The organism is Alteromonas sp. ABE4_545 (genome assembly GCF_056161325.1).
The window spans coordinates 168,419-191,140 of record NZ_JBSWYY010000002.1 but is presented as its reverse complement, the minus strand read 5'-3'; the positions used below and the strand labels follow the sequence as shown (position 1 = coordinate 191,140).

Annotated in this window: 27 protein-coding genes; 17 read left to right on the top strand and 10 right to left on the bottom strand. The window is 45.6% G+C overall.

Annotation, left to right across the window (positions count from 1 at the left end):
• Positions 1-58 precede the first annotated feature (58 nt).
• Positions 59-505, bottom strand: coding sequence for a MarR family winged helix-turn-helix transcriptional regulator (locus tag ACXAH6_RS03315; RefSeq protein WP_474875210.1), 447 nt, complete (start codon positions 503-505; stop codon positions 59-61).
• A gap of 135 nt (positions 506-640) precedes the next feature.
• On the opposite strand from ACXAH6_RS03315, the gene ACXAH6_RS03310 reads away from it, so the two are divergent.
• Entirely contained in the window at positions 641-1,087 is a 447-nt protein-coding gene (locus ACXAH6_RS03310; RefSeq protein ID WP_474875209.1) for a DUF2798 domain-containing protein, read from the top strand.
• A gap of 142 nt (positions 1,088-1,229) precedes the next feature.
• Positions 1,230-1,703, top strand: coding sequence for an acyl-CoA thioesterase (locus tag ACXAH6_RS03305; protein ID WP_474875208.1), 474 nt, complete (start codon positions 1,230-1,232; stop codon positions 1,701-1,703).
• A 453-nt stretch (positions 1,704-2,156) separates the two neighbouring features.
• Here the strand turns inward: ACXAH6_RS03305 and ACXAH6_RS03300 are convergent, their stop codons facing one another.
• A complete protein-coding gene (locus tag ACXAH6_RS03300; protein ID WP_474875207.1) occupies positions 2,157-2,354 on the bottom strand; it encodes a hypothetical protein in 198 nt (65 codons plus the stop codon).
• 11 nt (positions 2,355-2,365) lie between these two features.
• Positions 2,366-2,524 carry a class IIb bacteriocin, lactobin A/cerein 7B family gene (locus tag ACXAH6_RS03295; protein ID WP_474875206.1) on the bottom strand — a complete coding sequence of 53 codons (159 nt, stop codon included), beginning with the start codon at positions 2,522-2,524 and terminating at the stop codon, positions 2,366-2,368.
• 394 nt (positions 2,525-2,918) lie between these two features.
• Between ACXAH6_RS03295 and rpsJ the strand changes: the two genes are divergently transcribed.
• From rpsJ to ACXAH6_RS03235, 12 genes are all read left to right on the top strand, one after another.
• On the top strand, positions 2,919-3,230 hold the full coding sequence (rpsJ, locus tag ACXAH6_RS03290) for a 30S ribosomal protein S10 (RefSeq protein ID WP_010179497.1): 312 nt from the start codon (positions 2,919-2,921) through the stop codon (positions 3,228-3,230).
• Between the two features lie 18 nt (positions 3,231-3,248).
• Entirely contained in the window at positions 3,249-3,887 is a 639-nt protein-coding gene (gene rplC, locus ACXAH6_RS03285) for a 50S ribosomal protein L3 (RefSeq protein WP_474875205.1), read from the top strand.
• A gap of 18 nt (positions 3,888-3,905) precedes the next feature.
• Positions 3,906-4,511, top strand: a complete 606-nt coding sequence (gene rplD, locus ACXAH6_RS03280; protein ID WP_474875204.1) for a 50S ribosomal protein L4 — start codon at positions 3,906-3,908, stop codon at positions 4,509-4,511.
• Positions 4,508-4,807 carry a 50S ribosomal protein L23 gene (gene rplW, locus ACXAH6_RS03275; RefSeq protein ID WP_474875203.1) on the top strand — a complete coding sequence of 100 codons (300 nt, stop codon included), beginning with the start codon at positions 4,508-4,510 and terminating at the stop codon, positions 4,805-4,807. Before rplD ends, rplW begins: the two co-directional genes overlap by 4 nt.
• A 14-nt stretch (positions 4,808-4,821) precedes the next feature.
• On the top strand, positions 4,822-5,646 hold the full coding sequence (gene rplB / locus ACXAH6_RS03270) for a 50S ribosomal protein L2 (protein WP_474875202.1): 825 nt from the start codon (positions 4,822-4,824) through the stop codon (positions 5,644-5,646).
• Positions 5,647-5,661: 15 nt separating this feature from the next.
• A complete protein-coding gene (gene rpsS / locus ACXAH6_RS03265) occupies positions 5,662-5,937 on the top strand; it encodes a 30S ribosomal protein S19 (protein WP_474875201.1) in 276 nt (91 codons plus the stop codon).
• Positions 5,938-5,947: 10 nt separating this feature from the next.
• Complete coding sequence (rplV, locus tag ACXAH6_RS03260; RefSeq protein WP_474875200.1) at positions 5,948-6,280, top strand: 50S ribosomal protein L22; 333 nt, start codon at positions 5,948-5,950, stop codon at positions 6,278-6,280.
• Between the two features lie 9 nt (positions 6,281-6,289).
• Positions 6,290-6,994, top strand: a complete 705-nt coding sequence (gene rpsC / locus ACXAH6_RS03255) for a 30S ribosomal protein S3 (protein WP_474875199.1) — start codon at positions 6,290-6,292, stop codon at positions 6,992-6,994.
• Between the two features lie 2 nt (positions 6,995-6,996).
• Positions 6,997-7,410, top strand: a complete 414-nt coding sequence (gene rplP / locus ACXAH6_RS03250) for a 50S ribosomal protein L16 (RefSeq protein WP_411270243.1) — start codon at positions 6,997-6,999, stop codon at positions 7,408-7,410.
• Positions 7,410-7,601 (top strand): 50S ribosomal protein L29, encoded by a 192-nt coding sequence (gene rpmC / locus ACXAH6_RS03245; protein ID WP_474875198.1) that lies wholly within the window; start codon positions 7,410-7,412, stop codon positions 7,599-7,601. Before rplP ends, rpmC begins: the two co-directional genes overlap by 1 nt.
• Positions 7,601-7,858: a 30S ribosomal protein S17 gene (gene rpsQ, locus ACXAH6_RS03240; RefSeq protein WP_474875197.1), complete on the top strand. Its 258-nt coding sequence runs from the start codon at positions 7,601-7,603 to the stop codon at positions 7,856-7,858. Before rpmC ends, rpsQ begins: the two co-directional genes overlap by 1 nt.
• A gap of 412 nt (positions 7,859-8,270) precedes the next feature.
• Positions 8,271-10,244, top strand: a complete 1,974-nt coding sequence (locus tag ACXAH6_RS03235; RefSeq protein WP_474875325.1) for a pectate lyase family protein — start codon at positions 8,271-8,273, stop codon at positions 10,242-10,244.
• A gap of 69 nt (positions 10,245-10,313) precedes the next feature.
• On the opposite strand, the gene ACXAH6_RS03230 is transcribed toward ACXAH6_RS03235, so the two are convergent.
• From ACXAH6_RS03230 to waaF, 7 genes are all read right to left on the bottom strand, one after another.
• A complete protein-coding gene (locus ACXAH6_RS03230) occupies positions 10,314-10,946 on the bottom strand; it encodes a TetR/AcrR family transcriptional regulator (protein WP_474875196.1) in 633 nt (210 codons plus the stop codon).
• A 31-nt stretch (positions 10,947-10,977) separates the two neighbouring features.
• Complete coding sequence (locus ACXAH6_RS03225; RefSeq protein ID WP_474875195.1) at positions 10,978-11,295, bottom strand: DUF190 domain-containing protein; 318 nt, start codon at positions 11,293-11,295, stop codon at positions 10,978-10,980.
• A gap of 11 nt (positions 11,296-11,306) precedes the next feature.
• Positions 11,307-12,353, bottom strand: a complete 1,047-nt coding sequence (locus tag ACXAH6_RS03220; protein ID WP_474875194.1) for an HlyD family secretion protein — start codon at positions 12,351-12,353, stop codon at positions 11,307-11,309.
• A 35-nt stretch (positions 12,354-12,388) separates the two neighbouring features.
• Positions 12,389-13,909 (bottom strand): MFS transporter, encoded by a 1,521-nt coding sequence (locus ACXAH6_RS03215; RefSeq protein WP_474875193.1) that lies wholly within the window; start codon positions 13,907-13,909, stop codon positions 12,389-12,391.
• A complete protein-coding gene (locus tag ACXAH6_RS03210) occupies positions 13,906-15,360 on the bottom strand; it encodes an efflux transporter outer membrane subunit (protein ID WP_474875192.1) in 1,455 nt (484 codons plus the stop codon). The genes ACXAH6_RS03215 and ACXAH6_RS03210 overlap by 4 nt, the downstream gene beginning before the upstream one ends.
• A gap of 125 nt (positions 15,361-15,485) precedes the next feature.
• Complete coding sequence (locus ACXAH6_RS03205; protein ID WP_474875191.1) at positions 15,486-16,613, bottom strand: glycosyltransferase; 1,128 nt, start codon at positions 16,611-16,613, stop codon at positions 15,486-15,488.
• The gene (gene waaF / locus ACXAH6_RS03200) at positions 16,610-17,611 is read right to left on the bottom strand and encodes a lipopolysaccharide heptosyltransferase II (protein WP_474875190.1); all 1,002 of its coding nucleotides are present in this window, start codon (positions 17,609-17,611) and stop codon (positions 16,610-16,612) included. Before waaF ends, ACXAH6_RS03205 begins: the two co-directional genes overlap by 4 nt.
• Positions 17,612-17,710: 99 nt before the next feature.
• Here waaF and waaA point away from each other — a divergent pair, with 99 nt between their 5' ends.
• The 3 genes from waaA to ACXAH6_RS03185 are packed head-to-tail and all read left to right on the top strand — an operon-like array spanning position 17,711 to position 22,562.
• The gene (gene waaA / locus ACXAH6_RS03195) at positions 17,711-19,051 is read left to right on the top strand and encodes a lipid IV(A) 3-deoxy-D-manno-octulosonic acid transferase (protein ID WP_474875189.1); all 1,341 of its coding nucleotides are present in this window, start codon (positions 17,711-17,713) and stop codon (positions 19,049-19,051) included.
• Positions 19,052-19,086: 35 nt separating this feature from the next.
• Positions 19,087-19,662, top strand: coding sequence for a hypothetical protein (locus tag ACXAH6_RS03190; protein WP_474875188.1), 576 nt, complete (start codon positions 19,087-19,089; stop codon positions 19,660-19,662).
• Entirely contained in the window at positions 19,662-22,562 is a 2,901-nt protein-coding gene (locus ACXAH6_RS03185) for a prolyl oligopeptidase family serine peptidase (protein ID WP_474875187.1), read from the top strand. Before ACXAH6_RS03190 ends, ACXAH6_RS03185 begins: the two co-directional genes overlap by 1 nt.
• Positions 22,563-22,722 lie beyond the last annotated feature (160 nt).

The following is a 22,722-nucleotide window of genomic DNA, read 5'->3' as shown; positions in this document are numbered from 1 at the left end:
CAATCTCATCCCAGTGTATATTTTACATCACCCAATCACACTGGGTCTTTAGTCGTGTTTACCCATCTTTTTTCATTGCGGTTAAATTTGTCATCATTTGCTGCCCTACTTTAATGAAATTGACGACCTCATCCCGGCTCAACCCGTTGCACATGTTGTTAATTGTTTTTTGGTCCGCGAGTTCGAGTGCTGCGAGTTGTTCTTCACCTTTTCGAGTGAGCGTAATAAGCTGGCTACGCTTATCGTGTGGATTCGGTGTTTTGCTGACTAAGTCGGCTTTTATCATATCGTTGAGTATGCGTGTAACCTGCCCCTTGTCTCGTTGACATGTTTCAGACAGAGCATGGGGTGTGCATTCAACGAGTTGATGGATACTCTTCATTATCATGAAATGCAGTGTTGATAGTTGAAAGCCATGCTGTTCTATGGCGACTCGCATCTCATGTTTTAATCCATTGATGATATGAATAAACATTCCTTGAATTTCTGATTCGATGTTGGTCATTTGTGCTCATTTCACTCTAATGGATAGCAGCACTCACTTTTACAGATTTAGTTGACTTAATCAACTATTTTGCATTAAAGTTGACCAAGTCAACTAAATGATAGTGGCTTATTTGTTTCTACATCGAGGGTAACTATGTCTAATAAATTACAGAAAATCGCCATTATTGCTTCGTTGGTAATAGTGATGGGCGGGTCGTTAACATTTTTAATGACGTGGAGGAATTTGGGGTTTTCCGACGGGTTCGTTGGTGCGTGGCTGAGTTCATTTGCGCTGTGTATTGTGTGTATTGCGCCAATAGGCGGTATCATTTCTTTTCTAGTACATCGTCTCGTTAATGCAATGTGGCCTAATTTATCCAAGCTAGCCAACAGTGTGGTGTTTGGACTGATAATGGCGACCATCATGGAGTGTATTATGGCGGTGGTTACTACCATTAATCTGCATGGTTTGCTCGGTTTAAGGGAGCTTGCTCAGTTTTGGGCTGCCACATTCGCAGCCGCTTTACCGGCCGGTATTGTGTTTTCTGTGATTATTTCAGTGATTGTCAAACCTCGCCTTATGGCATTTTGGGCGAAGTAACCTGTGGCGCTCAAAACGAATTGCCATTTTATTCTTATCTGAAAGTTAATCCGCATTGAATACGGGATATATGTTATTCGTTGCCAAGGCTTATGTGCTAATTTGGTTGAATACATGCCAAAGTAAAAGCAGGAGAGAATAAATGGCAGGCATTGAACGAGCGCTAACATTGCGTTTTTTAGCGGAGCCCGCAGATGTGAACTTTGGTGGCAAGGTACACGGTGGGGCGGTGATGAAATGGATCGACCTTGCCGCTTATGGGTGTGCGGCTGGTTGGAGCGGACAATATTGTATTACAGCCTACGTTGGCGGCATGCACTTTGTTAAACCAATTCTCATCGGTGACATGGTAGAAGTCACTGCGAAAGTCATCTATACCGGAAAAACGTCAATGCATTTGAGTATTGATGTAAAAGCCGGCGCGCCGACAGCGGAAGAACGTCATTTATGTACGCATTGTATTGCTGTAATGGTCGCCATGGATGACCAAGGGAAACCTACACCAGTGCCCGAATGGGTCCCGACAACAGAAACAGATATTCAGCACCGCAACTCTGCTATCAAGCTGATGGAAATGCGCAATAGTATTCATGCCGAGATGACTAGTTTTGTGTGATTGGCCCTTTGATGTCTCGTGTTTGTTTATTACTTCATTAATTTTTTTTTAAATGGGCAACAAATATAAAGAAGCATATGCTGAGTAAACCTACTAAGGGAATAAAATCATATATCGTGATACTCGCGGATAATTTCAGTCGGTATACGTAAAATATGATCACCATATAAAGCAGGCTGATACAAAATAAAGACGCAGAACGTAGTGGGTTAGTTCTAAAAAAGAAGAGGCCGATAGAAGCGATTCCAAACAAGGAAAGCCCAAAGAGCGTATTGTTGGTCAAAGGCGTATCAGGATGACTATAAAAATCATAAAACCCTTTAGTCACATAATACAGCCCAAAAGCGATAAAAAACACAAATCCACAAAACATGGACGTACGTGCAGAGAGATACATTTCAACCTCCGGAAGATAAAGGGCAAAGTGCCTTAGCCCTGTGTGCAATAACGGTACTACTCTGATAAAATGGCAGCGGTACCGCCCACTATTGCTCCAACCCCTGCGCCAATCCCCAACGCTGTCGCTAAACCGCTAGCTGTAATAGTTGAAGATGAATATAGCGTGACTATACCCCAGGCAAGTAATGGCGCGATAGCACCGCCTACTTGTTCAATTTCATGATTTGATAATTCAGTAACCGAATGTTCCATGTCGTTCCCTTTTATTCAGAAAAGCCGCTTTTTACTGCGTTGTAAGTCGCAATACCGCTAAATATTGCTGCGAAAGTAGCCGCTTCACCATATACTGCAATAGCGACAAATAGGGGAACTGGAATTCCACCGCTTACAGCTTGGGTGTCTTGTATATCTAGTATTTGCATTTGGTTGCCTCGTATCATTAGGTTATAAAATGAAGTTGTAGTGGCCACCTGAAAAGAGTATCTCCCACGAGTTATATTGCCTACCGACTCGTAGATCAGTTTTCATACAACTTTATTCGTTTTATCCGCTATTAAGTGTTGCAAACATCCCCCCTTTCTGTATAATTCGCGCCCACTGCTCATTAAGAGCATACCTTTTTAGCCGCAGCCTCACTGCTTTTAGGGTGGTTGCCAAAGTAACGGATAGAGTCCTCGGATAATTGATGTTGCGGGCGTGCTAGAAAAAAGAACAGGGTTCCAATTGGGAACCATCGGTTTACGCACATCTTTTCTTTCCAAACAAAATGGAAGAGAAAAGGTGAATTTTTTTGTTCTTTCGATTGGAGCTTAATCGATGCCAAATCAAAGAATTCGTATTCGTTTAAAAGCGTTTGATCACAAGTTGATCGATCAGTCTACGGCTGAAATCGTTGAAACGGCGAAACGTACTGGTGCTCAGGTAAGCGGTCCTATTCCTCTACCTACTCGCAAAGAACGCTATACAGTTCTGATTTCTCCGCACGTTAATAAAGACGCGCGAGATCAATATGAAATCCGTACTCACAAGCGTTTGGTAGACATCATCGAGCCAACTGACAAGACAGTTGACGCTCTGATGCGTTTGGACTTGGCTGCCGGTGTTGATGTTCAAATCAGCCTGGGCTAATAAGAGAGGGTATTAACAATGGCGATTGGTCTAGTCGGTCGTAAAGTGGGTATGACTCGCATCTTCACTGAAGATGGCACGTCTATCCCTGTGACTGTTATCGAAGCGACCCCAAACCGTGTTACTCAGTTACGCACTGAAGAAACTGACGGTTATCGCGCTCTCCAGGTAACTGCTGGAACTAAGAAAGCGAACCGCATCAACAAAGCTGAAGCAGGTCATTTTGCTAAAGCTGGTGTTGAAGCTGGTCGTGCTCTTGTTGAATTCCGCCTGGAAGAAAACGAAGGTGCTGACATTGAAGTGGGCAGTGAAATCACTGTTGAAATCTTCAACGACACCAAGAAAATTGACGTCACTGGTACGTCAAAAGGTAAAGGTTTCCAAGGTGCTATCAAACGCTGGAACTTCAGTTCACAGCGTATGACACACGGTAACTCTTTGTCTCACCGTGCTCCTGGTTCAATTGGTCAAAACCAATCACCAGGTAAAGTATTTAAGGGTAAGAAAATGGCTGGTCAGCTTGGTAACAAGCAAGTGACTACACAGTCATTGGAAGTTGTACGTGTAGACGTAGAAAACAGCCTTATCCTAGTTAAAGGTGCCGTACCTGGCGCAACTGGCGGCGATGTTATCGTTAAGCCAGCTGTTAAAGCGTAACGTCTGGGGAGTTTAGTGATGGAATTAACATTGAAAGATGCGCAAAGCGCTCTTGAAGTATCCGAAGCGACCTTTGGACGTGAATTCAACGAAGCCTTGGTTCACCAAGTAGTTGTTGCTTACGGTGCAGGTGCTCGTCAAGGTACTAAAGCGCAATTAACGCGTTCAGAAGTACGTGGCGGTGGTAAGAAGCCTTGGCGTCAGAAGGGTACTGGTCGTGCCCGTGCTGGTACTATCCGCAGCCCAATCTGGGTTGGTGGTGGCCGTGCATTTGCTGCTAAGCCTCAAGATCACAGCCAAAAAGTTAACAGAAAGATGTATCGTGGCGCGATCAAGAGCATCTTGTCTGAACTAGTTCGCCAAGACCGTTTGGTTGTGGTTGAGAAGTTCGACGTTGAGTCTCCTAAGACTAAAGCTCTTGTTGCTAAGCTGAACGATCTGGAATTGAACGATGTATTAATCGTGACTCCAGAGGTTGATGAGAACTTGTTCTTGTCTGCTCGTAACTTGTACAAAGTTGACGTGCGTGACGTTTCAGGTATCGACCCAGTAAGCCTGATCGCTTTTGAAAAAGTGCTTATCACTGCTGACGCAGTGAAACAACTTGAGGAGGCGTTAGCATGAGTGAAGAACGTCTACTAAAGGTGCTTAAAGCACCTCACGTTTCAGAAAAGTCAACTATGGCTGCTGAAGCTAACAACACAGTTGTATTCAAAGTAGCAAAAGACGCGAACAAAGCTGAAATCAAAGCAGCAGTTGAAAAACTGTTTGAAGTTGAAGTTCAAGGTGTTCGTACTGTGAATGTTAAAGGTAAAACTAAGCGTCACGGTATGTCTTTCGGTAAACGCAGCGACTGGAAAAAAGCATACGTAGTGCTTAAAGAAGGTCAGGACATCGACTTTGTCGGTGGTGCTGAGTAAGAAGGGGATTAGAAATGCCATTATTGAAAGCTAAGCCAACTTCTGCCGGTCGTCGTCACGTTGTTCAGGTTGTTAACCCTGATCTACACAAAGGTGCTCCTTACGCGCCTTTGCTAGAGAAGAACAGCAAGTCTGGCGGTCGTAACAACGGTGGTCGTATTACTGTTCGTCACGTTGGTGGTGGTCATAAGCAACACTATCGTGTTATCGACTTCAAACGCAACAAAGACGGCATTCCTGCTACTGTTGAGCGTTTGGAATATGATCCAAACCGTTCTGCAAACATTGCTTTGGTATTGTATGCAGACGGTGAGCGTCGTTACATTCTTGCTCCTAAAGGTATCCAAGCTGGTGCACAAATCCAGTCTGGTGTTGATGCGCCTATCAAAGCAGGTAATACCCTGCCTATGCGCAACATGCCTGTAGGTTCAACTGTACACGCAATTGAAATGAAACCTGGTAAGGGCGCGCAAATCGCACGTTCTGCTGGTGCATACGCACAGATCCTAGCTCGTGAAGGTAACTACGTTACTCTTCGTCTTCGTTCTGGCGAAATGCGTAAAGTATTGTCTGATTGCCGCGCCACTATCGGTGAAGTTGGTAATGCAGAACACATGCTACGTTCTCTTGGTAAAGCTGGTGCTACACGCTGGCGTGGTGTTCGTCCTACAGTTCGTGGTGTTGCCATGAACCCGGTTGATCACCCACACGGTGGTGGTGAAGGTCGTACTTCTGGTGGTCGTCACCCAGTTTCTCCTTGGGGTGTACCTACTAAAGGTAAGAAAACACGTAGTAACAAGCGTACTGATAAACTTATCGTACGTCGTCGAAACAAGTAATAGCGAGGATTCACCATGCCACGTTCTCTCAAGAAAGGTCCATTTATTGACCTGCACTTGTTGAAGAAGGTAGAGGCTGCAGTGGAAAAGAACGAGCGTAAACCAATTAAAACTTGGTCACGCCGTTCTATCATCATCCCAGATATGATTGGGTTGACCATTGCGGTCCATAACGGTCGCCAACACGTTCCTGTGATCATCAGTGACGAAATGGTAGGCCATAAGTTGGGCGAATTTGCGCCAACGCGTACTTACCGCGGCCATGTCGCGGACAAGAAAAGCAAACGTTAAGGGGTAGGAAATGGAAGCATTAGCTAAACATCGTTTTGCCCGCACGTCGGCTCAAAAAGCACGCTTGGTTGCGGATCAAGTTCGCGGTTTGCACGTTGAGAAAGCTCTTGAGGTTCTTACGTACAGCCCGAAGAAGAGCGCAACGCTGATCAAGAAAGTTTTGGAATCAGCAATCGCTAACGCAGAACATAACGAAGGCGCAGACATTGATGAATTGCGCGTCGCTAAGATCTACGTTGACGAAGGCCCAACTATGAAACGTATCAAGCCACGTGCTAAAGGCCGTGCTGACCGTATCTTTAAGCGTAGCAGTCACATTACTGTGGTTGTAGCGGATAACTAGGAGTAGATAATGGGACAGAAGGTACATCCTACGGGCATACGCCTGGGTATCAGCAAACCATGGACTTCTACCTGGTACGCTAATACTGCAGACTATGCAGACAACCTGTACAACGATTTTGAGGTACGTAAGTACCTTACTAAACAACTTAAAAACGCTTCACTTTCTAAGATCGTGATCGAGCGTCCTGCGAAGAGCATCCGTGTAACTATTCACACTGCTCGTCCTGGCGTAGTAATCGGTAAGAAAGGCGAAGACGTTGAAAAGCTGCGTAACCATGTTGCTAAAATGGCAGGCGTTCCTGCTCAAATCAACATCGCTGAAGTACGTAAGCCTGAGCTAGATGGTCAGCTAGTAGCTGATAGCATTTCTAGCCAGCTAGAGCGTCGCGTTATGTTCCGTCGCGCTATGAAGCGTGCAGTACAAAACGCAATGCGTCTTGGTGCTAAAGGTATCAAAGTTGAAGTTAGCGGCCGTTTGGGCGGTGCAGAGATTGCACGTTCAGAATGGTACCGCGAAGGTCGTGTTCCTCTGCACACTTTCCGTGCGGACATCGATTACGCGACTTCTGAAGCGTCAACGACTTACGGTATCATCGGCGTTAAAGTATGGATCTTCAAAGGTGAAGTACTAGGCGGACTGCCTACTACTCAGGAGCAGGCACCTGCACCTCAGCCTAAGAAGAAAGGCCGCAGCGCTAAGCGAGAGGGCTAATCATGTTACAACCAAAACGCATGAAATTTCGTAAAATGCATAAAGGTCGTAACCGTGGTCTTGCTGTTGCTGGTAGCAAAGTAAGCTTCGGTACTTATGGCCTTAAAGCAGTTGGCCGTGGTCGTATGACTGCGCGTCAAATCGAAGCAGCGCGTCGTGCTATGACTCGTCACGTTAAGCGTCAAGGTAAAATTTGGATTCGAGTTTTCCCTGACAAGCCAATTACTGAGAAGCCTCTTGAAGTGCGTCAAGGTAAAGGTAAAGGTAACGTTGAGTACTGGGTATGCCAAATTCAACCTGGTCGCGTACTTTATGAGATGGAAGGTGTTCCTGAGTCTCTAGCTCGCGAAGCGTTTGAATTGGCAGCGGCTAAACTGCCATTTAAGACAACCTTTGTAACTCGGACGGTGATGTAATGAAAGCGACTGAACTGAAAGACAAAAGCGTAGAAGAGCTGAACGCAGAGTTGTTAAACCTGCTACGCGAACAGTTCAACTTGCGCATGCAACATTCAACAGGTCAGCTTGAAAAAACCGACCAGTTGAAGAAAGTGCGTCGTAGCATCGCGCGTGTTAAAACCATTCTGACTCAAAAGGCTGATGCGTAATGACTGAGCAAAAAATTCGTACAGTACAAGGTCGTGTGGTTAGCAACAAAGGTGATAAATCTATCACTGTTGTTGTTGAGCGTTTCGTAAAACACCCTATCTATGGGAAGTTCATCAAGCGTTCTACTAAGCTACACGCTCACGACGAAAGCAACGTGTGTAATGAAGGCGATACAGTCACAATTCGTGAGTGTCGTCCTATCTCCAAGAACAAAACTTGGACACTAGTTGACGTTGTATCTAAAGCGACTGTATAAGTCTTACTTTAGAAAGCAATACTAAAAAAGCCCTTAGACTTCGGTCTGAGGGCTTTTTTGTTTGTGCCCTGTTCTACATAAAACAACTTAACCCGCAGTCACTTCTAAAAACCTGTTTCATGCTGACATGAGGATAAGCTTAATCCTGCTTACAAATATGAAGGCGAATGATTTTTATTCATATGTAAATAATATGTAAAGATCAAAATGAAAACTAGCACAAGATCGGTAAGCTCTCTCAAGCAACTCGATAAAATATTCATTTATGGAGTGTGCGACGGGGAATGTCATTCCCAAATCTACTTAATGTAACTCGAGGCCTGGTGATAGGGTTGGGAAATACCAGACGAAGTACGCGTTACGGAAAAACCATGGAGGTTTTATGAAACGTAAGACAAGACGTATTTTACCGATGCTATCTTTGTGCGCGTTGCCGCTTTCACCCTCGGTGCTGGCAGCAACAGGTTTTGCAACACAAAACGGTGGGACGACTGGTGGGCAGGGCGGTAGCGTTGTCACTGTGTCGACTGGTACTGGTATTCACCAAGCGCTCTGTAGCCGCTCAAGCAGTGACGAGCCTATTATTATTCAGGTAGAGGGTACCATTAATCACGGCAACACCAGTAAGGTGTCGGGAGATAGCTGTAATACCGCAGAAGATAAGATTGAGATTAAAGAAGTGAGCAATATCTCAATCATCGGCGTGGGCAGCGGTGCGTTATTTGATGAATTAGGTATTCATATTCGCAGTGCTTCAAATATTATTATCCGCAATGTCCACGTGAGAAACGTGAAAAAGTCGGGTTCGCCTACCTCTAACGGTGGTGATGCGATTGGCATGGAATCTACCGTGCGCAATGTGTGGGTTGATCACGTAACACTTGAGGCAAGTGGTGGCGAAAGTGAAGGCTATGACGCGTTATTCGATATCAAAGCAGATACGAAATATGTCACTTTGTCTTATAGCATATTGAAAAACTCCGGCCGAGGTGGGTTAGTGGGTTCGAGTGATTCAGATGATCAGAACGGGCCAGTGACGTATCACCACAACTTGTATCAAAACATTGATTCACGAACTCCGTTACTGCGCCACGCCACCGCCCATGCATATAACAATCATTATGTGAGTATTAATGAGTCGGGTATGAACCCTCGCATCGGCGGAGAAATGCGTGCTGAAAACAACTACTTCGAAGATTCGAAAGACGTGCTGGGCACCTTTTATACCAATGACATGGGTTATTGGCAGGTGTCGGGTAATTACTTCGACAACGTAACATGGACATCGTCTGGCGACAAAAACTACCCAGCAGGGCCAAATCCAACATCAACAACGTCGATTAGTATTCCTTACAGCTACAGTCTCGACAATGTGAGTTGCGTACCGTCAATTATTGCGGCTACGGCTGGCGCTAACAAAGGCTTAGCGGTGTCTGATGGTAGTTGCTCGGTTACTACTCCGCCAGATAATGGCGGTGGTGATGGAGGTGGCGATGGCGGCGGTGATGATGGCGGTAGTAACGGTGGCGGCGATGGTGGAAGTACACCTACCGGCGTTAACCTTGCGCTAAGTGGCGGCGCTGATGGCAGTAGCAAAGCGAGTGGCACAAGTTATGGCAATGTGATTGACGGTGACACCTCAACGTACTGGTCGCCAAATGGCTCTACCGGCACGATCAATGTGAAAAACCTGAACACCACAGTGAATGCTGTACGTATTGTATCGTCATCAGGTTATGAGAGTGCTATAACGGGCTGGACGCTGGTGAATTATGATACCGGCACTACACTGGCTTCTGGTGGCGCTGTGCCTAGCGTGATTACCTTCAGTGATATAAGCTTGAACAAGTTGAGTTTTGTGATCCAGTCTTCAAGTAGTCAGCCGCGTATTGCCGAGTTTGAAGTGTATAACGGTTACAGTAGCTCCGGTGGGGGTAGTAGCAATAATGGTACCGTTAACGGTACATACTGGATTAGCCCAGTTCACAGTGGAAAAGCGGTTGATGTGGCGAATTGCGGCACGGCTAACTTAACGAATATTCAACAGTACGCATGGTTAAACAATGATTGTCAGAAGTTTGTGATATCGCAGGTTGATGGTATCTGGCATCGAATTTCCCCCGTGAGTGCACCGACCAAGTCTTTGGATCTCAATACGTCAATGAGTGGCAATGGCGCCACAATCATACTGTACGATTACTGGGGCGGCGACAACCAGCTATTCCGCTTCCAGTCTGCAGGCTCTGGTAAATGGCGCATTATTCCTAAGTCGAGTGAATTGTGTTTGGATGTCAGTGGCAATTCATCTGCTGATGGCGCCGACCTCGTTCAGTGGACGTGTACTGCGGGCGCTGAAAATCAGATGTTTAATTTAAATAGCCAGTAAGGGCTCAGATATAAGTTTGTGCCCCACTCAATAGAGTGGGGCTTTTTTATTGTAGGGTTGAGGTGTAGGTTAGCATTTAAATGCGCGTAAAAACGTGTTTGCTGCATTGGCAGCCCACACGCGTATTTGTTCTTCTTGTGGCGCTCTGTTCGGGTGGAATATACATTCGTTGTGACCTTCGCCACGTAGTAGGCTGATATACTGAATAGCTGCTTGTTTGGCACTAACATCACCCAGTGACAATTGATTATTGGCAGCGGCTTCTTCAATTTGTGATGTGACAAGGTTGATCGTGAGTTGAGGCCCGGCATCATAAAAGGTTTTAGCAAGATTTGGAAAACGGGGCGCCTCTGCTACCACTACCCGATACAGCGCAAGATAATTGGGCTCCAGTATTAATGTTAGATAAGCTTTGGCAATGCGATGCAAAGTATCGCTAATGTCATCTACGTTGAAGTCGATAGACTTTAGCTCTTGCTGGAAGCGTCGACAGACTTCCTCTATCACAACCGCAAACAAGGCTTCTTTGTTCGGGAAGCAATTGTATAGTGTTGCTTTTGATACGCCAGCCTCTTTTTGAATGAGGTCTGTGGTTGCCGCACTAAAGCCCAGCGACAAAAACACCGACACCGCAGCATCGAGAATGACTTGTGACTTATTCTTCCTGATTTTACTTCTGCTAGAAGTGACGGTGTTCTTCATTGTTTAAACGTCCTGTCGCTGTTGTTGTGGTTTATGAGCCAGCGGTAAAGCCGTACTCTACAGAATGTTGGGTAAAGAAAATAGAGGTGTCTAGGTGCGCCAATTGGTTAAACAACTGAGTGCTCTGGTCCTCGGTGGCTATCATGGTGATCATTACGGGTTGGTCGGAGTAATCGAAAAGATTGACATGATGCATTTGTCCAAGGTGACCATAGCCAGATATCGCTGTGAAAACCGTTGCGCCACTGATCCCGATGTCTTGTGCCAATGATAGAAGATAGTCGCCTACTGGCGTGTCGTTAATCACTCGATCTTGCTGAGTATAGAACGTGATTTGTTTACCTTTCATTTTCAAATACCTTATTTTAATGCTGCTCGAGAAACTTGCACATGCGGTACAACACTCATACCCACTTTCAGCACATCAAGATGCGGTTGTTGTTTCTCAATAGCGATTTTGACCGGCAGACGCTGTACAATTTTGGTGAAATTGCCCGTTGCATTAACGGGTCTAACGGGCGCATAACTAACGCTACTGGCAGGGCCGAAGCTTTCAATGTGGCCGACAAACTCTTGATTCGGAATCGCATCAACGTTAAAGAGAACAGTATCGCCCACAGACATATTGGCAACCTGCGTTTCGCGAAAATGGGCCATGATATACATGGATGCTTGGGGCACGATCACCAAACTGTCAGCACCTTTATCGATAAATCCGCCGGCTCGGATGTGTCGTTGCGCAACGACACCATTGATGGGGGCGTTAATTTGGGTATACGACAAGTTTAACTGTGCTTGTGCAACGCCTTGTTCTGCTTTGTGTAACCGTGCCACAGCGGTATCAAGTTGGGCTGAAAGCAAGACTAATTGATTCAGGCCTGCGGCATGCAGTTCTTTGCTTTTGTCGAGCAGTGCATGCTGAGTTTGCCAATGGGTGAGCGCTTTTTCTTTGTCTATATGTGAGCCAGAGCCATCAGCGGCCATCTCACTGTAACGTGCTTTATCTAATTCGGCTTGATGAAAGTTCGCGGTTGCGGCTTCCACGTCACTTTGTGCAATGGCTATCTGCTTCTCTTGGATCGCGGTCTTTGCTTTAATTGCTTCTATATTGGCTTGTGCCGCCTCGCGTTCAGACAAGGCGAGTTTAAGTGCAATTTGGTACTCACGATCATCAATTTGATAGAGTAAGTCACCTGTTTTTACTGTGTCATAGTCGTTCACGAACACGTGAGTAACAATACCTGACACCTGCGGTGTGACTGTGGTGAAGTCTGCCTGAATATAGGCATCGTCGGTACTTTGTGTACTCGCACTTACTTCGTCACTGTTGAACAAAGACAGGGAAGTGGCGATGATCACCAAGGCCAGAATAACCATGATGATTGAAAATTTTGACGGCGTTTTCATTTTTATCCTAACGTAAAATCGAATCTAATAACTAATTACTGAGGTAGCTTGGGCGCGGGTGTGTAGTTCAAATACATCACCACGGGAATGAGTGCCACTGTTAAGCAACCAAAAACAAAATACACATCGGAACCCGCCATAACCGCTGCCTGTTGCTGTACAACCTGGCTGGTATTCGCGAGATGACTGATTCCTGGACTATCGGCTAATTGTGCGGCTTGCTCGGCTAATACCGTGCTGTGATAACTACCTCGTGTTTGCATCAGCTGGCCTATTAACGCACTTGCCACCGCTGTGCCGAAAGCGCGTAAGGTATTGATGATACCTGACACAAAGGGGCCTTCCATGGGATGCACTGAACTGGTACCGAGAAACAGCATGGAGACCACAGACAAGGGTTGTCCAATAGCTTGTAAACTCTGTATTAAATAGAATTGCTCAACGGTCCAAGATGGCGTTATGTTTGATGCAAGGAAGCAACTTGCTGCCATACATGCCAACCCCAAAATAAACAGATACCTGGCATCTACCCACTGTCGATAAAGCAGGATGGCAACGATGGAGCCTGCAAAAATCTGTGGTACACCCACAATCAAACCGAGTGGCACGACTTGTTCCATTCTAAAGTGGTGCAAACCCATCATTAAATTGATAGGCAAACCAACAGCCGCAGTCATCGCGACCAACATTAAGATGAATACAATAAACCCGATGCCAAGATTCTTCTTACCAAGTAATTGAAGCTTGATAAATGGCGCTGGGTGAAACCATTCTGAGATGAGAAACAGCGCGGTGAACCCTAAGCCGAGAATGAGCATGGCGGTGAACTCGTTAGACTGAAACCAATCTAGGTGTCGCCCTTGTGCAATAGCAAATATGGTAAATATTAAGCCGGGTATGCCTATCACCATAGCGAACCAATTCGCCTGTTTTAATCGGCCCAATGCCTGTGGTAATTGCGGCATACCCCAGCGAACAAGACCAAAAGCGATAATGCCTAGTGGAATTACGTGCCAGTACACCCAGCGCCAGTCTTGCAGATCGTCAACAATAAAAGCTGCTAGCCACACTGCTACATTGGGAGACAAAGTGGCGGTCATGGCGTAAAGCGCGAGTCCGTGAAGGCGAATCGGTGGTGGCAAAAATCGCAAGGCGGCCATCATTAATACGGGGATAAGCGCACCAGAAAATACACCCTGCAAAAGCCTAAACCCAAGCAGTAACTCGTAGTTTTGTATAAATGGCATAATTGCTGCCAATACCATGACACAAGTTAACATAGTGAGGTGGAAGCGACGTAAGGAATACGTGATGGCAAACCATGATGCAAAAGGCATGGCACTAATTTCACCGGCGGCATAAAAGGTGTCTAACCAGCGAGCAGCATCTTGGCTGAGCGATAATGCGCCTTGTATATCTGCAGAAACTAACCCCGCAATACGGCTGTTTAACCCGCTGATCATCGCTGCGAGTAAGATCCCGAGCAGCCCCATTGCCAGTTTAAAGTTAAACGGTGGGCCGGGTTGTGCTGCCGGCATAGGAGGTGTTTGACTCATTCAGCCAACTCCTTTGTTTCAGCAGCAAGGTTTTCGTTCCAGTTGGCACCCACTGCACGGTACAAGCTCACAATAGCGAGTAATGCGTCGGTGTTGGCCTGTGTGCTTTTGAGTTCGCTGGAGAGTTGGAAACGATTTGCATCGACCACCTCCAACTGCGACACAGCACCATGGCGATACGCTTTTTCTGTTAATGCAGTTGACCAAGAGGCATGCTCGACCGACTTTTGTTGGTTCAACATCGCGTGTTTGGCGTTAACAACATACGACAGTGCATCGGCGACATCTTGCCAAGCCTTCAATACTGTCTGTTGGTAGTGTATTGCCGCTACTTTTTGTTGTTTGTCGCGCAATGCCAACGTTCGCTCTGTCCGACCACCGTCGAAAATAGGTAGGTGGAAAGTGGGAGCAACACTATAGGTGCGCGATCCCCATTGTGCCAAATCGCCAACACTAAACGCTTGGAAGCCTGCGCTAGCATCGATAGAAACTCGCGGATAGAAGTCTGCTTCAGCGGCATCTTGCATTGCCAATGCACTGCGTAATTCAGCTTCGGCTTTCTGAATATCGGGGCGTTGCTTAACCACTTCTGAAGAAAGAGAAATGGGCAGCGTGGTTGGTAAACCTATCGTTACCTCTGCCGGTGAGGTTAATAACGTATTAAGTTGGTTAGGAGTCTCACCCAGTAATACTGCTAAGGCATGAATTTGCTGACTAATTTGATGGGTTAACGGCGGTAGCTGTGCCTGTATGCTTTGTGCTTCAGCTTCTGCATTGGCCACTTGTTTATCTCTGAGTAAGCCGTGAGCCGCTTGTTTTTTCAGTAGCGCTACTCTGTGCTGAGTAAGCTGGCTTATTTGCGTTAACTTATCTTTTTGAATTTGGAACTGACGCAATAGTAAGTACTGACGAACTACGTTAGCAGTTAAGGTTATTTTAACTGCCTCTGCCTCGTAAATATGGGCTAGAAACGCGTGTTTAGCCGAAGCTTCAACACTGTCGAGGTAACCCCATAAATCCAGTTCCCATGAAGCACGCGTGCCCAATTGCCATTGATTCAACGCGTAAGTAGGCGCGCCCAACATTGCCAAAGGCGATTGTTCACTCAGGGCGCCGCGATCGTAGCCACCCACCAGTGAAAGCTGAACATTGTCGTCTGCTTGAGTAATACCTAGCTCGGCTTCGTTTGCTTTGATATTGGTAAGCGCAGCTTGCAGAGAAAGGTTGTTGTCGAGCGCTTTGTCTACAAGAGAATTTAGTGTGGGGTCATCAAATACTGTCCACCAAGAGGCGTGTTTCCCCTCGCTGATAGGTAGCTCTGCAATCAGGCTTTGATCTGGGGAATAGTGACTCGTTTCGATAGCTTTATCTCTATGCAAACTATCAGATGCACATCCCGACAAGGTTAATAAAAGGCAGGCAGCAAGAGATTGCTGAAATATAAGTTTCATTCGCTCCACGGAAAGGTCGATATTAATTGCGTGTACTGTACCGTTTAGTACACTTTTGAGCAATATGTTCTATGGTTCAATAAATATGATGATTGGGGCGTTTTTGTTTAGTTTTTTAGAACGAGTTATTGAGCGATAGGTGAGTCATGGCTATCTTCAGATAGCGCTTGATAGAGCTTGATGTACTCTTGTGACATCGTCGAGATGCTGAAATGCTGTTTTGCGTGGGAATAGAGTTGCTCGCCAAGTTGTATACGCAGGTCAGTAGAGTGGAGCAGTTGAATGATGTTTGCCGCTAGACGTTGTGTGTCACCAGGCGAGCACAATAGCCCTGTGATCTGATTGTGGATCACCTCTGGGATCCCCCCGGCTCCATATGCAACAACGGCACGTTTAGCGGCTGCTGCCTGCAATAAAATAACCCCTAAGCCCTCTGCATAAGCAGGATGCGCAACGATATCCACTGACGGTAAAATTCTCGCGACGTGGTCGCTGAATCCACATAGCTTAATGTGGTTTTGTAATTGGTACTGTTCAATTAAAGACTGATAGTGGGCCGCCATTTTACCTTTCCCAAACAGTAAGCAAGTGGTGTCAGGGCAATGTGCTATCACTGACTTCATGGCATTAATTAAATCGGCTTGGCCTTTGCGCTCGATAAGTTGGGCAAAATTTGCCACAACAGCGTGATGCGCAGGAATGGCAAACTCCGCATTTAACCATGCTCTGTCGGCGGAATAGTGATAGTCATCAAAATCGACCGCTGAGAAAATAACAGGTTGAGGTTGATCTAAAGGACAGTGTTTTTTAACAACCTCCTGTACGCCCTGAGAAATACTCGCAACCGCTTGATAGCGGCGATATTTGATAGCCGCGAGCACGCCTTCAGGGTTGTCAACTCTGCGGGTACATACAACAGGCACCCCACACTGATTTGCTGCTAGTAGCCCCCATACGTCGGCACCTCGGCGACTGTGTACGTGTACTATAGATACTTGATGCTTACGAATAAGGTGCTTTATTTGTTTTAGGGCGCGAAAATCACACTCACCGCGGTAGGTTATCGCACAGGTTATGCACTCGGCCAACTCGACCTGCGCAATATCACTGTGTTCTGGGCACACCAAGACTTGTTCTATTTTCAGGTGGGCTGGCTGCTCGTGTAAGTGTTGATGTATTCCTTTGATTAAGTAGGTAACTTGCTTCGCCCCTCCGTATAAGTGCCTGCCTAATTCAATATGCATGACCTTCATAATACAAACTCTTCGAGTGCTTGATAGACTCGGGTTGGCGACAAGTTTTGCATACAGTCAAACCGGCCATCACAGCTTGGTTTGCGTTTGCACGGAGCGCACGGCATGCTCTCGTACAAGACTTTTGCGTTTGCATTGTCGGTTTTAGTGTAAGGACGTGTTGAGCCGAATATAGCGACAGTTGGGAGGTTAAAGGCGATGCCCACATGTGTCATACCTGTGTCTACCCCCACGAGTATGCTCGCTTGTTTAATCAGAGCGACCGAATCCAGTAGTGAGGTCTTGCCGGAAAAGTTGTGCACATGGCTGAGTGACTTAGCGAGCCTGTCGCCTGTAGTTACGTTTTCGGGCGCACCAATAATTACCACGGCTTTATGTTGTTCGTTCAGGGTTTCAAGTAGAGCGCGCCAATGTGACTCCGGCCAGTGTTTTTGCGGACGAGTCGTAAAGGGGCAAACCACAATAAAGGGAGCTGATAATTGCGCTTGGATGAGTGCGTTATGTGCATTTTTTGTGGCTGAGTCGGTAACAGCCAGGTTCATAGTATACTGCTCGTCGCCTAGCTTTTTCCCTAAATAACGATATTCAGAGCTGATCCATGCCGACATAGGCTTGTCATAAACCTCGGTCAACATAACATGGCTTTTTTCCTTACTAGCAAAGCCTATGCGCTTAGGTGCGCCAGATAACCAAGCTAAAAACGCGCTTTTGAGCAAGCCTTGTGCGTCGATAGCGTGTGTAAATTGATACTGCCTTAAGTGTTGTTTAAATCGGCGTATTTCGCGAAATAAGCTCAACCACTGGTTGGTTTTTTTTAGCATAGACCAATGTTTTTTGGGCCACGAAATCACGGCGTCGACATCTGGATGATATTCCACCAGTTCTCGATAAGGCGATTCAACCAGCCACACGACCTTGGCATTCGGGAAAGCGGATTTTATGTTGGAAGGTAGCCCAGAGGCCATTACAATATCACCAATGGCACTCAGTCTAACCAATAAGACAACCGTTGTGGTGGACGGGCTAGGCATAACGACAAATATTTAATTCGGTTAACGAGATTTATTCAGAGTTAACCAGACTTTCAAGACAATTTAATGACGAATAATCAGCAACACACACGTGATAAAAGAACGACCAATTATCGGCCGACAATACTCGAAAATGCGTTTCGGTGGTTTTACTCGTTTTTACTGTGTATCATCATTCCCATCGCATTTGTGATGTTAAAAGTGAAAGGTGTTCGGCGTTTACATGAATACAATAAGCGGCGATTTGAGCGGTTCGGCTTTGTACGCAGACCAGCAAAAACCGGCGGTTATCTTTTTCACTGTGTGTCTGTAGGAGAAGTCGTCGCGGCATCTGCACTAATCAAAGCGATTATGCAGCAAGAGCCAAACACCCAAATTACGATAACTACGACTACCCCCACTGGATCGGCCCGCGTACAAGCCATCTTTGGTGACAGTGTTCACCATTTTTATCTCCCTTACGATTTACACATGGCTATGTACGGCATGCTAAAGCGGGTGCAGCCCAAAGCGGTAATGATCACAGAAGTGGAACTGTGGCCCAATATGATCCATGCATGTTGGAAGCGCGGCATACCGACGTTTGTGATTAACGCGCGCATGACGGATCGTTCTGCCAGACGCTACAAAAAAGTCAATTTGCTGTTTGGTCCCATGCTGAAAAAGCTCGCGCATGTGTGCGCGCAAGGCGAGCGTGACTATGCCAACTACCAGTTTTTAGGTATGCCCGCAGAGCGTCTTACCCTCACTCATAATATTAAATTTGATCAGGTGAATGTGAACAATCCAGAGGTGTCGGGGTTTCTCAATTTGCGAAAAGGGCAGCGACCTATATTGGTGGCAGGCAGTACACATGATCCAGAAGAAAGCACGTTACTCACTGCGCTACACACAATACAAGAGAGCCAACCCAACGTATTGTTGGTATTGGTACCGCGCCATCCCGAACGATTTTCTGTTGTAGCAAATATGCTGAAGGACTCTGGGTTTTCTTATTGCCTGAGTAGTCAGGTAGACGACGTACCAGAGACAACACAGGTGTTGCTGGTGGATGAAATGGGTAAGCTTAATCAGGTATACACGGTGGCTTCTATGGCGTTTGTTGGTGGAAGTTTAGCCGACCGAGGCGGACATAATGCATTAGAGCCAGCCGCTCAGTCGTTGCCGATTCTGATGGGGCCACATACCTACAATAACCCCGTCATTTGCCAGAGCCTACAAGACGCGGGAGCACTTCATATTGTTCACTCAGCAGATGAAATCGCTACTCTTGCTTTGGGCTGGATTCAATCGCCAGCAGAAGCTCAGAAAACGGGGAGAGCAGGATTTACCGTATTGAACACCAATTGCGGAGCATTGGAGAAAACCTGCACGGTGATAAATAATCTGATTGCGAATAAGTCCTAAATAGAGAACAATAACAATCATCTACGGATGCCAACATGTTCTTGGGAATGTTTATGCAGGGAATGCAGTGGCGCCACTTTTTTGGCGCGTTCTTTTGGGCCTTTTTCCTTTTCGGGTGCACTGCGACAAAAGTCGCGACTCAAGCCGAAGATCAGGATGTATTAGAAGATAATTCCCAAGGGTATTTGTTAATTGGCGTAGTGAATAATTACTCACTTGACGGCGTACTGATTTGGGGAGAAATAGACCTTAAACTCACCCCTAATGATCTTTCGGCTGGGGAAAACTATTTTTTAGTGCCTGTGCCAGCGGGTAACTATCGAATTGGACAAATCAACTACAGCAGTTACGTGCGTATCAAATTAGATGATGCGTACTGGTCGTTTTCTGTTAAACCCGGCACCATCAATTATGTAGGTCACCTCAATGTAAAACGATCAGCGTATTACTTCTTTGCAGATGATATTGAGTTAAAAAATCAAGCCGTCGATGCGTTGGAGTATATGGAAACCTACTACCCCACAATTTTATCTGATCGAGCGTTGATTTATGGTGGCCCTGGCAATGATTTCTTTTATTCATTTGTCGCAGGACTAGGAGCAGATGAGTAATGCGGCCGTTGGTATGTTTGCTAATTTTTTTTACCTTCGCAGTTGTCGCCAGAGAGCACCGTGTAATCGCCCCAGTGCCCGCTCAATATATTTTTGAAAACGTACGTTTGTCGGTCCCTCAACTTTCACCAAGTGGCGAGTACATTTCGATTTTCGAAAGTGATGAAAATGAGGCCACATTGTCGGTCATTGACACTTCCTCCTATGAGATATTCAGACTCGTTGATTTAGGGATGGATGGGAGGCTAAATGATTATCAATGGCTCACAGAAAAAGATCTATTAGTTAATGCGAGAGCAGCAAACGAGGAAGTCGAAAAAGATATTTTGATGGTAATGCGCATTAGCAAAAGCGAGCAAGGTGAAATATCTGTTGAACACTTTGTGTTTCCAGCGCAAGGATATGTATTGGGGCCAGTTGCTAATCAGCCTGGCATGGTGTTGTATGCACTTGAAAAACGTGACGAAACACAATTGTTCATTATAAGTCCCGAAGCGTTGGCGGAGCGGGATTTTGATAATGCGATTGAAATTAAAGATTTGCCTGATGATGGTGTTACCTACTTTTATGATGAGCACGCCGACCTGTTAATGTCGTTGTTTTATGATGAGGATAAAGAAACCGTAGAACTTTGGTATCGCGATTTATATGAAGGGGAATGGCAAGTCTTGTTAAAAGATTTTAATACGGAGTATACGTTTGAGCCAGTGGGTTTCCTTGATAAAAGCACTCTTGCAGTACTCAGCGACATCAATACAGACAAAGTCGCTCTGTATGCCTACGATATCAACAGCCAGTCTTTTAAAAATGTGTTGTATGAGCATGCGAATTACGATTTAGTCGATGCCAATGTTAATTATGGTTATGGCACGGTAGCTTCTGCGTCTTACTATCGTGGTGGGCGTTATGAAATTAACTATATTGATTCTATCCACGGCGAACGTCAGCAAACTCTCGATAGTAATATTGTCGGCCGTAAAGTGGTGTTGATCAGCTATAGCTATGCCTCTGATACCTATTTGGCCGCAGCTTATGCGTCAGATGCTCCGCCAGATTATTACACCTATGACGTTAAGAATAAGCAAGCTAAGTTATTGTTTAGTACCCACCCTGAACTTGATAATTTTACCTTTTCCAAAACACAGGTATTTACTTTTGATTCTGATGGTACCGAAATTGAGGCTTACTTTAATCCAGCAGTAGGGCCTCGCAATGGCGTGCTATTAGTGATGCCTCATGGTGGACCCGTTGGTGTGAGAGACACGTCTGAGTTTAATCAAGAGGTACAGTTTTATGCCACCCGAGGCTACGATGTGTTGCGTGTGAATTACCATGGATCTGAGGGCTTTGGTAAGGCGTTCAAAGAAGGTGGTGTAGGTGAATTTGGTCGACAGATTGAAAGAGACATCATGGGCGCGATAGGTATTATTCGCGAGAAGTATTCCACACCACATATTTGTGCAATAGGGGCAAGTTACGGTGCTTATTCTGCACTGATGTTGAATATTCTCAACCCCGATCTTCTGGACTGTGCAATAGCCCGTTTTGGAATTTATGACCTCCCTCTTTTGTTTAATGAAAGCAACTTGCGTCGACGCGATGAGTGGCTTGATATGGTGCGTAATACCGTGGGTGAATATAGTGATAGCCTGAAAGATATTTCACCGGTTTATTTGGCAGAGAATATCACAGTCCCAGTTTTGGTCACCGCCGGGTATGCAGATAAAGTCGCGAGCTTTGAGCATACCCAGCGTCTCGATTATGTACTGAATAAGTTGGGAAAAGATTACGAAACACAGTATTACTATCGCACGGGACATGGTCATAATAATTGGCAAGGAGACCGTCATGAACATCAAGTTATCGACGAATTTATTCGTCGCAAGCTCCATTTGCCAGAAAATCGGTACCTGCAAGACAATAAGAAGCTGCAAGCTCTATATGCAGAGGACCTCCTCGAAACGGGAGACACGTATGTCGATTACGACAATGTGAAAAATGATGAAGAAAAAGCACACTTGTTTTATCAAAAGGCGGCAGATTTAGGCAGTAGTGAGGCGCTTTATAAACTTGCTAAAACCGAGTTATATTCTCGATCGAAAATATACGATGTTGCGCAAATAGATGCGAGCCTGAAACTAGCAGCTGAGCAGGGAATTGGTGCAGCGGCCTATTTACTTGCTTCCGCCTACTATGATGGCATTCAATTGCCGAAAGATGATCAAGCGCACCTTATTTATGCACAAAAAGCGATAGAGCTAGGGTATGGGTTACGTGCTGAGTATCTAGTTGCAAGGGCACAATGCCTCGGTATCGGTATAGCCGTGGATGTTGAGCGTTGCTTTGAAACACTGTCTCAAAGACCAGATGAGTCATTGGACGAGTACATTGATATATTTTGGAGTCGTCGCAATATGGTTGCTGACATTATTCTCTCTAATCAAATACCAGCAGAAAGATTACTCACTTTTTTAGCCACATCTTTTGATATCACTTTTAATAACGTTTCTTTCACCAGACTTAGTAGCGGTATTGCGAAAGACCAGCCAAATGGCAAAACCGACTATATCACTGAGAACACTTATCTTAATGAGGAAGACACTGAGTTTGGCGTTTTGTTTGAAATACACCCAAGTGGCTTGTTTGGCTCGTCCAAAGACCGCTTAGGCGTAGTTGTGGCATGGTACAACATTGAGCCTGATGGCTCCGAAATTGAACGTACCAGTACTTTGCTGACAGGTTTTCCTACTTATGACTGGTCGACGATCGTAAAGCTGACAGAACGAGATTCGTCTTTGACGGCATTGCGGGTAGAAGTTAGAGATATCCACAATGAAGTGTTATTCAAACAGGTATTCCCATTACATAACGCAGGAGATACGGCGCCTCGTTTGCACTAAAAAGTGAGGCATAAAAACGTATTGTTTAATATGTAGGCCCCATAAAAGGGCGTTTATGCAATCGGTTGCACAAAAATGGCATTGTTGGTTGTCGTCGATTGTATGTATAACAACCTGTTTTTTATTATGCTTCTGTTTTATATGGGAATTTTAATTTTGG

What these genes read in the sequence shown, in the direction of transcription:
- ACXAH6_RS03295 (WP_474875206.1), bottom strand. Translation starts at nt 2,524, where the DNA reads ATGCAAATACTAGATATACAAGACACCCAAGCTGTAAGCGGTGGAATT.
- ACXAH6_RS03235 (WP_474875325.1), top strand. Translation starts at nt 8,271, where the DNA reads ATGCTATCTTTGTGCGCGTTGCCGCTTTCACCCTCGGTGCTGGCAGCA.
- ACXAH6_RS03215 (WP_474875193.1), bottom strand. Translation starts at nt 13,909, where the DNA reads ATGAGTCAAACACCTCCTATGCCGGCAGCACAACCCGGCCCACCGTTT.
- rplV (WP_474875200.1), top strand. Translation starts at nt 5,948, where the DNA reads ATGGAAGCATTAGCTAAACATCGTTTTGCCCGCACGTCGGCTCAAAAA.
- ACXAH6_RS03190 (WP_474875188.1), top strand. Translation starts at nt 19,087, where the DNA reads ATGTTCTTGGGAATGTTTATGCAGGGAATGCAGTGGCGCCACTTTTTT.
- rpsC (WP_474875199.1), top strand. Translation starts at nt 6,290, where the DNA reads ATGGGACAGAAGGTACATCCTACGGGCATACGCCTGGGTATCAGCAAA.
- ACXAH6_RS03315 (WP_474875210.1), bottom strand. Translation starts at nt 505, where the DNA reads ATGACCAACATCGAATCAGAAATTCAAGGAATGTTTATTCATATCATC.
- ACXAH6_RS03300 (WP_474875207.1), bottom strand. Translation starts at nt 2,354, where the DNA reads ATGGAACATTCGGTTACTGAATTATCAAATCATGAAATTGAACAAGTA.
- rpsJ (WP_010179497.1), top strand. Translation starts at nt 2,919, where the DNA reads ATGCCAAATCAAAGAATTCGTATTCGTTTAAAAGCGTTTGATCACAAG.
- rplB (WP_474875202.1), top strand. Translation starts at nt 4,822, where the DNA reads ATGCCATTATTGAAAGCTAAGCCAACTTCTGCCGGTCGTCGTCACGTT.
- ACXAH6_RS03225 (WP_474875195.1), bottom strand. Translation starts at nt 11,295, where the DNA reads ATGAAAGGTAAACAAATCACGTTCTATACTCAGCAAGATCGAGTGATT.
- rplD (WP_474875204.1), top strand. Translation starts at nt 3,906, where the DNA reads ATGGAATTAACATTGAAAGATGCGCAAAGCGCTCTTGAAGTATCCGAA.
- ACXAH6_RS03205 (WP_474875191.1), bottom strand. Translation starts at nt 16,613, where the DNA reads ATGAAGGTCATGCATATTGAATTAGGCAGGCACTTATACGGAGGGGCG.
- rplP (WP_411270243.1), top strand. Translation starts at nt 6,997, where the DNA reads ATGTTACAACCAAAACGCATGAAATTTCGTAAAATGCATAAAGGTCGT.
- waaA (WP_474875189.1), top strand. Translation starts at nt 17,711, where the DNA reads ATGACGAATAATCAGCAACACACACGTGATAAAAGAACGACCAATTAT.
- rpsS (WP_474875201.1), top strand. Translation starts at nt 5,662, where the DNA reads ATGCCACGTTCTCTCAAGAAAGGTCCATTTATTGACCTGCACTTGTTG.
- rplC (WP_474875205.1), top strand. Translation starts at nt 3,249, where the DNA reads ATGGCGATTGGTCTAGTCGGTCGTAAAGTGGGTATGACTCGCATCTTC.
- ACXAH6_RS03210 (WP_474875192.1), bottom strand. Translation starts at nt 15,360, where the DNA reads ATGAAACTTATATTTCAGCAATCTCTTGCTGCCTGCCTTTTATTAACC.
- ACXAH6_RS03310 (WP_474875209.1), top strand. Translation starts at nt 641, where the DNA reads ATGTCTAATAAATTACAGAAAATCGCCATTATTGCTTCGTTGGTAATA.
- ACXAH6_RS03230 (WP_474875196.1), bottom strand. Translation starts at nt 10,946, where the DNA reads ATGAAGAACACCGTCACTTCTAGCAGAAGTAAAATCAGGAAGAATAAG.
- rplW (WP_474875203.1), top strand. Translation starts at nt 4,508, where the DNA reads ATGAGTGAAGAACGTCTACTAAAGGTGCTTAAAGCACCTCACGTTTCA.
- rpmC (WP_474875198.1), top strand. Translation starts at nt 7,410, where the DNA reads ATGAAAGCGACTGAACTGAAAGACAAAAGCGTAGAAGAGCTGAACGCA.
- ACXAH6_RS03305 (WP_474875208.1), top strand. Translation starts at nt 1,230, where the DNA reads ATGGCAGGCATTGAACGAGCGCTAACATTGCGTTTTTTAGCGGAGCCC.
- rpsQ (WP_474875197.1), top strand. Translation starts at nt 7,601, where the DNA reads ATGACTGAGCAAAAAATTCGTACAGTACAAGGTCGTGTGGTTAGCAAC.
- ACXAH6_RS03185 (WP_474875187.1), top strand. Translation starts at nt 19,662, where the DNA reads ATGCGGCCGTTGGTATGTTTGCTAATTTTTTTTACCTTCGCAGTTGTC.
- ACXAH6_RS03220 (WP_474875194.1), bottom strand. Translation starts at nt 12,353, where the DNA reads ATGAAAACGCCGTCAAAATTTTCAATCATCATGGTTATTCTGGCCTTG.